Genomic DNA, 8,795 nt, shown 5'->3' on the forward strand with positions numbered 1-8,795 from the left:
AAAAATAAAAGAAACGCTAAAATTCGCAAAGAAAAAACAAATGACTGAGAATGATACTACTCAGTTGCTCACCTATCTGAAATTATCAGGAATAAAACCGGGACTACTAATAAATTTTAACTCCAAAACTTTAAAGGATAACATTCACCGGGTGGTCAATAATCTTTAAACTTCGCGCTTTTTGCGCATATAATTTTGCGAGTCTTTGCGTGGAAGATTTTATCAGCACCTAAAATAATATTTAGCCGGCCAAAACAAATTTCCGAAGCAGAAACCTGATGAATAATTTTATTAATTATCTTTACGCCTGTTATGAAGAAAAAAATAGCAAAAAAAGATAACGTAAAAGAAACCGGTTTCGCCCTGGGCAAAGAAAACTACAAATTTATGGCCATCGGTTTCGCGATAATAGTAGTTGGTTTTATTTTAATGGTAGGTGGTGGCAGCGACGATCCTGAAGTTTTCAATCCCGAAATATTCAGCTTCCGAAGAATTACACTGGCACCACTCCTTTTGCTTTTTGGTTTTATCTTCGAAATTTACGCCATTCTTAAAAAACCGAAAGACAACGATTAATATTTTCACAGGATGAATGAAATCCAGGCCCTGCTCCTGGGCTTATTGCAAGGTCTCACCGAATTTTTACCTGTTAGCTCAAGCGGACATCTCGAAATCGGGCATGCCGTTTTAGGTATTCAAACAGGCAACCATCTGCTTTTTGCCGTAGTTGTTCATGTGGCAACTGTTTTAAGCACGCTGGTAGTTTTCCGGAAAGATATTTTGAATCTACTCACCGACCTGCTTGCTTTTAAGTGGAACGAATCGACCAAATACATTTTCAAACTGCTTTTCTCATCAATTCCTGTACTTATATTGGGCCTTTTTTTTGCCGAACAAATTGAACAGTTTTTTACCGGAAACCTGGTTTTGGTAGGCAGTATGCTGCTTGTAACTGCAAGCCTGCTCACTTTTGCTCATTTTGCAAAAAAGCATGAAAAACAGATTACCTGGGGAAAATCGTTTATTATTGGCATTGCACAGGCAATGGCAGTGATGCCGGGAATTTCGCGTAGTGGCGCTACCATTGCCACCGGATTGTTACTGGGAACAAAAAAAGATGAAGTGGCCCGGTTTTCTTTCCTGATGGTATTGGTTCCAATCCTCGGTTCTGCAATTCTGGATATTGCCGATGGAGATTTATCACAAGGACTGGCTACCGGGGCAGGTCCTCTGATTATTGGATTTTTGGCTGCCTTTATCTCCGGTTTACTGGCCTGTTCGTTAATGATTAAAGTGGTAAAAAAAGGGAAACTCATTTATTTCGCCATTTATTGCTTAATTATCGGGCTAATTGCTATCTTTGCAGCCTGATTTCAGGACTTTTCACAAAACACTGTAAATTAACGCATTGCGAATGACTCACCTAAAAAAAACGTACGATTTTTTGGGCGGCGAAGTTTTGCTGTTCGACAAAGACCTTGAATGGACATCTTCCGACCTTGTTCAGCGGGTGCGCAATTCCCTGTGCCGGGAAATGGGAATCAAAAAAATGAAAGTCGGCCATGCAGGCACACTCGACCCTTTGGCTACCGGATTAATGATACTTTGCACCGGCAAAGCTACCAAGCAAATCGAATCTTTTCAGGACAAAGAAAAAGAATACCTGGCCACAATTAAACTGGGAGCAACCACTCCCTCATTCGACAAAGAAACCGAAGAAGACAGCTCGAAAAGCTATGAAAATATTACACGCGAACAATTTGAAAATAAGTTGCAGAAATTCAGCGGAGAAACCGAACAAATACCCCCCATCTATTCCGCAGTAAAAGTAAAAGGGGAAAGGGCTTTTAACTATGCAAGAAACGGCGAAGAACTAAAACTTCAACCCCGGAAAATTGTTATAAGTGAAATTGTTACAGAATCATTTGATTTGCCGTTTGCCACAATCAGGATAAAGTGCAACAAAGGAACTTATATACGAGCTCTTGCAAGAGACATTGGAGAAGAGTTAAAATGTGGAGCTTATTTAACCGAATTAAGAAGAACTAAAATTGGTGATTTTAAAGTGGAAGATGCGCTAAGCATCGATTATTTCCTGAAAAACATTAATTCCTTTGTAACCAATTAAAGGTTGCTGCGTACAAAGGGACTCCTTAAAAACAGGAAAACTTTGCCTGAATATTGAATTTGGAAGTTAATGAATTATAAATCAAAGAAATATAAAAATAGTTGCCCATGAAGTTATCGAAATTCAAGTACAACTTAGATGAGAAAAAAATTGCATTACACCCCGCCTATAACAGAGATGAATCGAGGTTAATGGTGTTAAACAGGGCAAAACGCACTATTGAGCACAAAAATTTTAAAGATATTCTCGACTATTTTGACGACAAAGACGTTTTTGTTTTTAACGACACTAAAGTATTTCCGGCCCGTTTGTACGGCAATAAAGAAAAAACCGGAGCCGAAATCGAGGTTTTCCTGCTGCGTGAGCTCAACCGTGAAATGAGGTTGTGGGATGTGCTGGTTGACCCGGCACGCAAAATAAGAATTGGCAACAAACTTTATTTTGGCGAAAACGATGCCCTGGTGGCAGAAGTAATCGACAATACTACCTCGCGTGGCCGTACACTACGTTTCCTGTTCGACGGGCCTTACGATGAATTTAAACAAACATTATACAGCCTGGGCGAAACACCGCTCCCAAAATTTATAAACCGTCCGGTAGTACCTGAAGACAAAGAGCGCTACCAAACTATTTTTGCCAAACACGAGGGAGCTGTGGCCGCACCAACTGCCGGACTGCATTTCAGCCGCGAGTTGTTAAAACGCCTTGAAATTAAGGGCACCGAATTCGCATTTGTTACGCTTCACGTTGGGCTTGGCAATTTCCGCAGTGTTGATGTGGAAGACCTTACTAAACATAAAATGGATTCGGAACAAATCTGGATTAAAGATGAGGCCTGCGAAATTGTGAACCGCGCCAAAGAAAACCGTAAAAACGTTTGCGCAGTGGGCACAACTGTAATGCGCACACTTGAAAGCTCTGTTTCAACACAAGGTTACTTAAAACCATTCGAGGGATGGACCAATAAATTTATTTTCCCACCATACGAATTCAGTGTAGCCAACAGCATGGTAACTAATTTCCACCTGCCCTACTCTACCCTGTTAATGATGGTAGCTGCTTTTGGCGGATACGATTTTGTAATGGAAGCCTACAATGTAGCCATGAAAGAAGATTACCGGTTTGGAACCTACGGAGATGCCATGTTAATTATCTGAAAATTTCTGAAAGAAAACAAAATATTTAAACCACGTGAACACTAGTTTTCGTGGTTTTTTTGTTTTAATTGAAACGTGTAATAAGTTAAACCACAGCAATGAAATATTTACCATTTTTTGTATTTGCTTTTTTGGCTCTGTCAGTATCGGCTCAAATGAACGATGAAGTGCGTTTTATTGAAGTTCAGGGAAAATCTGAACTGGAAATAGAACCCGACGAGATTGTATTTTCAATCGGGATTGAAGAATACTGGGAAGAAGAGTTTGAAAAGAACAAAGAATTTGAAGATTACAAAACAAAAGTTCCGCTGGCCGAAATTGAAGATAAACTGATAAAAAACCTGCGAAAAGCCGGTATTCCCAAAAAAGACATTCGGGTTAAAAACCTGGGGAATTACTGGCGCCACCGGGGTAAAGAATTTCTCTACAGCAAACAACTGGAAGTTACAATTACCGACTTCGAAAAAATGAATACGTTTACTCAACTTTCTGATGCAAGAGGTATCAAGTTCATGAATATTAGCGAACTAAATCATTCGAACATGGAAGAATATAAAAAACAGGTAAAAACTGAAGCGTTAAAAAACGCCCGGTCAAAAGCCGAATGGATGCTTCAAAGCCTCGATGAAGAGTTGGGAGAAGTTATTTCAATTGTTGAGATGCATGAAAGCGCCCGGCCGTTTCGGTCACAAACACTGATGCGCGCTTCTGAAATGGCGCCGGAGAGCATCGATCAAATTCAGAACCTGGAAATTTCTTACCAGGTACAAGTCCGGTTCAAAATTAAGTAACCTGAGGTGTAAATTTCTCTAATGAATCGTTTTTATTATTTTGCGCCAAACTTTAAAGAATGCCAAAATTCAATGTTCAACAATGCCCGGTTTGCGACAATGATAACTTTTTACTTTTTATAACCTGCACCGATTTTTTTGTAACCGGGGAAGAGTTCAGGCTGAAAAAATGTTCCAACTGCGGGTTCATCATTACCGAAAATATTGAGGATGAAGCGAACATTGGTCGTTATTACCAATCGGAGGAATATATTTCTCATTCAAACACATCAAAAGGCCTGGTAAACGCTTTGTATCACCAGGTGCGCAATTATATGCTGGGCCGCAAACGAAGACTGGCAGGGAAAGCAGCAGGAGTTCAAAATGGCCGGGTACTGGATATTGGAACGGGCACAGGTTATTTTTTGAATGAAATGAAGCGTTTTGGCTGGAAGGTTACCGGAACTGAAAAAAGTGCAGAAGCCCGTGATTTTGCAAAAAAAGAATTCAATCTTGATATTAAAGAACCGGATGAATTGTTCAGGATGCACAAAAATACGTTCCATGTAATTACACTTTGGCACGTACTGGAACACATTCACAAACTGGACGAAAATATGAAAACATTCAGCCAGTTGTTAAAACCTGAAGGAATGCTGATAATTGCAGTTCCTAACCCAACTTCGTACGATGCACGCCACTACCGTGAATTCTGGGCAGCTTACGATGTTCCGCGTCACATCTGGCATTTTGGTCCGGAACAAATGAAACAATTTGGTGAAAAGTACGGTTTCAGACTTGCACAAACGGCAACAATGCCATTCGACTCATTTTATGTTTCTCTTTTAAGTGAAAAATACAAAAAATCAAAAACAGCTTTCGTTCGGGGAATGTTTCATGGAACTATCTCCTGGCTAAAAAGTTTCGCCAATAAAAAGCGATGCAGTTCAGTCGTTTACATTTTTGAGCAAAAATAAAATTCCGGCGCATGCTCGATTGAGTTCATCCAAACACACAAAATGTTAATCCGTCTTCTGAGAAAATCCCGGCGCTGCTCGATTTCTTTTTGTGGAACAGTAAGTTCCAGCATCACCGAAATGAGCGAAATATTGGCCGATGATTTCGACTTGATGGTTTCAATGTTTTCCAGCGAGCTAAGTTCTTCCTCGATGATGTTGGTCACCTGCATCTCCACTTCGTGAGCGGTCGCCCCAGGATAAACGGTAATTATCTGGGCCTGCATCACATTTATTTCCGGGTCTTCCAGCTTACTGATAGAGTCGAAGGCCAGCGCCCCGCCAACAACGATGCAAATCATCAGGAAGTAGAAAATGGCCTTTCGTTGAAAAGTCAGTTCCGAAATGTGCTTCATAACATTCCTCCCACGTTGGTTTCAGAAACGTTTTCAAGAATTTCAACTTCCTGGTTTATTGAAATTTTATAAATTAGGCAATTACCGAAAATTAAAAGTTGCCATCGTTTTCCTTTGTATTTTACCTAAATCGGGGGATATATCGGCACAAAAAACCTGGAAGAAGTGATTCAATCCGCCGGCAATGAACTGACCGTAACGGAGTTTTACAAAATGCCCGGGTATTTTATTGAAAAGGAAATGCCGGCTAAACGAAGGAAAAATTCGCTTAAAGCGGGTGCTTGAACTGTAAAAGTATTGCAATCAATCACTTTTTTTACCGGACCATGACCGGTGGAAAGCATCCCGGTATTTTATCATTTCCCCGGATTTTTTTGCGGAATATTAATGAATAAGCCCTCAGATTCAGTGAATAAAGCGCCTGTTTCATTATAGATTTTTCCTTTTGTCGTTACTTTTTGCCCGTCAACCGATGTAACTTTTGCTGCAACAGTAATGACTGATCCAAGAGGGCATAATCAGAAACTATATTTCAATTTAAACATAAACATATTGTAATCTTTCAGATTCGAAAACAAATTATCTCCTTTTCCATCAAAAATGGTGGATGATACAGTTATTTCTGAATTAATAGTGGCTTTGTAAGCAATCTCAGGCATATACACAAGGGCATAATTGTCTTGAATATTGTCCCAGTCGGCAACTACAAAACCGCCGCCAATGGGAATAATTTTCAGCTTATTATTTAAAAATGTTTTTTCATACCGTAAAAAGAAATAATCGTTCAGATTTTCCCTTGCCCTTTCATGAATAAATCCGTGTAAATATTGAACATTAAGATAAGACCCGTCAGAGAAAAAATAATCGCCACCAACAACAAATTTAATGTAAGGCTTTTTTTTGTCTAAAATTAATGAGTCCTGCGTTACGGGAACGGGTGACTGTGGATATAAAGCAGACAAGTCATTGGTCATGATTATGTTTTCATCCGGGATAAATGCTGCTGCTTCGGCCCAAACCCCAAATCCTGCTATACTTGTTACTAAATCAGCTCCAATGATATGTGTTCTTGCATACGATAGTTGTGAATTTATATTTACCCCACCAAGCGTATCAACCGGAATAAAAGTGTTTTTTGTGGCGAAAGGCAAGCCGTCATATCCCCAAACATAGCTTAAAGAAAAATTAACCCCCTTAGCAAATCCTTTGAATTTTAAACCTGCCGAAGAGCTTTCGCCCAAATTATATTTTGGCATCATTAACGTATCAGAAACACTTTTTAATACCATTCCACCCGGCATTTCCATTGTGGGATTCAGGATATCTGCAAAAATTCCAATGGGCATATTTGCAGGCTGGAAAAAGGGGACAAAAACGCCCTGCAAAGAAAAGTCGTTATTAATATAGTAATTCAAGTTGATGGCATCGGAGCCCCTGCGGCGGCTAAAATCAAGAATATCCTCCAAATCCAACGGATTAAGGTTGTCGGTAGGATTCAATTCGTCGGCAGTTCCCCAAACAATGCGTTGACGCCCAATGCTTAAGTCTAAGCTTTTAGTTAGAAAACCATTTAATTGAACATAAGCTTCCCTGACTTCAAGATTATACGGGTCAATAATCCCTTTATTATAAAGGTCTGATGATGAATTAATACCGGGCAGGCCAATATTGCGTAACCATACCTCGCTATAAAACTTAGAATTTCCGGCTACCCGTTTGTCAAGGTTTAAAGTCAGACGGTTTTCGTTCCAGGCCCAATCGTTGGGTGATTTAAGTAAAAAACGTTGGTCGGTTAAAAGTTCACCGGACAGTTTGAGGCTGTTTGCTTCCTGCGCATTGGCAATACCTGAAGTTAAAATGAGTAATGCCAATAATTGAAAAAGTTTTATTCTTTTCATCTGTTTGTAATTTAAAGTGATACGTATATTTATTGCAAGAGGTCTTTAGTTAATAAAATATTTCTTTTTGTAAAAAGCCCTATCCCAATGAGAATAACAACAACTCCACCCATAAAAATTGGCCAGTAAAAATTTTCGGGATAGTATTGAACAGAAAATTTCAAAATGTCTTTGGCCGGCAGCGACCAAATATCGGCAGCCGGATAATGACTGAGTATAAACCTTATGTAATCCTGGGTAAAGGATATAATTACTATTACAGAGCCTGTAATTAACATTACAAGTTCATGGGCCTTTAAGTGAACCTGTTCGTTGCGTGCTGAAAAATAAAGTATTAGCAGAGCTAATAAAATCATCAGAAAAGACAGAATTACCGGGGCTACTACAGGGCCAACCCAGGTTACGGGCAGTAGGAACAGAATATCCATTGTCATTAAAGATTCCGGCCAGTTTATTAATATTTTCAGGAAAATATAGTAGAAAATATCCCAAACGGCAAAAGAATATAAAAAGTAAGCAAACCTTGTAACAGTTGATTTGCCTGCAAGAATACCAACAGAAAGAAGCATAAGCAAAGAAAAGGCTTCTCTTAGAATTTCTGTTGTTGCAAGCCCCCTTTCGACAGGCTGTAAAGGAAAAGCAAATCCATCGGGATATATCATTTCCCTTAGGTAAATTACAATTGCACTTTCGAAAAAGCCCATCGAAACAGCAAAAACGGTTAACCAGAATATAGTCTTTGGTTTCATTTTTTGTTATATTTAAAATTTATTTATTTGATTATTTACAATTTTTGTTAATGAATTAAAGTTGTTAAACAATGCTAAAGCAATTTGGTGTCCTTCCAAAACAAATTCTTTTATTGCTCTTGATTTACTACCGGCTTTATTAAATTTGGTTGGATGTTTTAGTCCTTCGAGCATCACATATTTAACCCTTTTTTCCTGTGCCTGATAGTATAGATTGATTAATGTTTCCACACCGAATTTTGAAGTTCTCATTTTCATTAGTAAGGGCAGGACATCTTTCTTTAGCAACGCCCTTTCGCCCGTAAACGATTTGAACGGGTTAATTTTATAGTTAATCAGGGTCTCTGTTGCCTGCCCCAGAACCATATCGGCCTCATTACTGAAAACAGGAGTGATTAGCTGTTCAAAATGCTCCTCTTTCAGGTTAGACAAATCGGCATCAATGAAAACAATAATTTCTCCTGTTGCATGTTCTATCCCGGTTGCCATTGCATACCCTTTACCTTTATTCTCAGGTAGTGCAATATACTTGAGTGATGGCAAAAAATGAAGTTCACTTAGAATATTGGCCGTACCATCTGTTGAACCATCATTAACAACAATCACCTCGTCAAAAAAGTATTCACACACGGTTGTTACTACTTCTTTGATTGTTTTTTCCTCGTTATACGCGCAAATTATTGCTGAAATTTTTCTCATTATTATATTTTTTTAAAATAAC

General features: G+C 38.9%; 11 protein-coding genes. 7 read left to right on the plus strand and 4 right to left on the minus strand.

Features of this window, described 5'->3' with window-relative positions:
• Positions 1-40 precede the first annotated feature (40 nt).
• From ACTCNA_RS16730 to ACTCNA_RS16760, 7 genes are all read left to right on the plus strand, one after another.
• Positions 41-169 (plus strand): GxxExxY protein, encoded by a 129-nt coding sequence (locus ACTCNA_RS16730; protein ID WP_462947176.1) that lies wholly within the window; start codon positions 41-43, stop codon positions 167-169.
• A 143-nt stretch (positions 170-312) separates the two neighbouring features.
• Positions 313-576 (plus strand): DUF3098 domain-containing protein, encoded by a 264-nt coding sequence (locus ACTCNA_RS16735; RefSeq protein ID WP_462949084.1) that lies wholly within the window; start codon positions 313-315, stop codon positions 574-576.
• A 12-nt stretch (positions 577-588) separates the two neighbouring features.
• Positions 589-1,371 (plus strand): undecaprenyl-diphosphate phosphatase, encoded by a 783-nt coding sequence (locus tag ACTCNA_RS16740; RefSeq protein ID WP_462949085.1) that lies wholly within the window; start codon positions 589-591, stop codon positions 1,369-1,371.
• A 43-nt stretch (positions 1,372-1,414) separates the two neighbouring features.
• A complete protein-coding gene (gene truB / locus ACTCNA_RS16745; RefSeq protein WP_462949086.1) occupies positions 1,415-2,128 on the plus strand; it encodes a tRNA pseudouridine(55) synthase TruB in 714 nt (237 codons plus the stop codon).
• 107 nt (positions 2,129-2,235) lie between these two features.
• Positions 2,236-3,285, plus strand: a complete 1,050-nt coding sequence (gene queA, locus ACTCNA_RS16750; protein WP_462949087.1) for a tRNA preQ1(34) S-adenosylmethionine ribosyltransferase-isomerase QueA — start codon at positions 2,236-2,238, stop codon at positions 3,283-3,285.
• Positions 3,286-3,383: 98 nt separating this feature from the next.
• Complete coding sequence (locus ACTCNA_RS16755; protein ID WP_462949088.1) at positions 3,384-4,076, plus strand: SIMPL domain-containing protein; 693 nt, start codon at positions 3,384-3,386, stop codon at positions 4,074-4,076.
• Between the two features lie 59 nt (positions 4,077-4,135).
• Positions 4,136-5,032 (plus strand): class I SAM-dependent methyltransferase, encoded by an 897-nt coding sequence (locus ACTCNA_RS16760; RefSeq protein ID WP_462949089.1) that lies wholly within the window; start codon positions 4,136-4,138, stop codon positions 5,030-5,032.
• Here ACTCNA_RS16760 and ACTCNA_RS16765 read toward each other — a convergent pair.
• The 4 genes from ACTCNA_RS16765 to ACTCNA_RS16780 all read right to left on the minus strand — a co-directional run bounded on the left by ACTCNA_RS16765 (position 5,011) and on the right by ACTCNA_RS16780 (position 8,773).
• The gene (locus ACTCNA_RS16765; protein ID WP_462949090.1) at positions 5,011-5,427 is read right to left on the minus strand and encodes an efflux RND transporter permease subunit; all 417 of its coding nucleotides are present in this window, start codon (positions 5,425-5,427) and stop codon (positions 5,011-5,013) included. The genes ACTCNA_RS16760 and ACTCNA_RS16765 overlap by 22 nt on opposite strands.
• Before the next feature lie 518 nt (positions 5,428-5,945).
• The gene (locus ACTCNA_RS16770) at positions 5,946-7,325 is read right to left on the minus strand and encodes a DUF1302 family protein (RefSeq protein WP_462949091.1); all 1,380 of its coding nucleotides are present in this window, start codon (positions 7,323-7,325) and stop codon (positions 5,946-5,948) included.
• A 29-nt stretch (positions 7,326-7,354) separates the two neighbouring features.
• A complete protein-coding gene (locus ACTCNA_RS16775) occupies positions 7,355-8,074 on the minus strand; it encodes a hypothetical protein (protein ID WP_462949092.1) in 720 nt (239 codons plus the stop codon).
• 12 nt (positions 8,075-8,086) lie between these two features.
• A complete protein-coding gene (locus ACTCNA_RS16780) occupies positions 8,087-8,773 on the minus strand; it encodes a glycosyltransferase family 2 protein (protein ID WP_462949093.1) in 687 nt (228 codons plus the stop codon).
• Between the last annotated feature and the right edge of the window lie 22 nt (positions 8,774-8,795).

Source organism: Tangfeifania sp. (genome assembly GCF_055108615.1).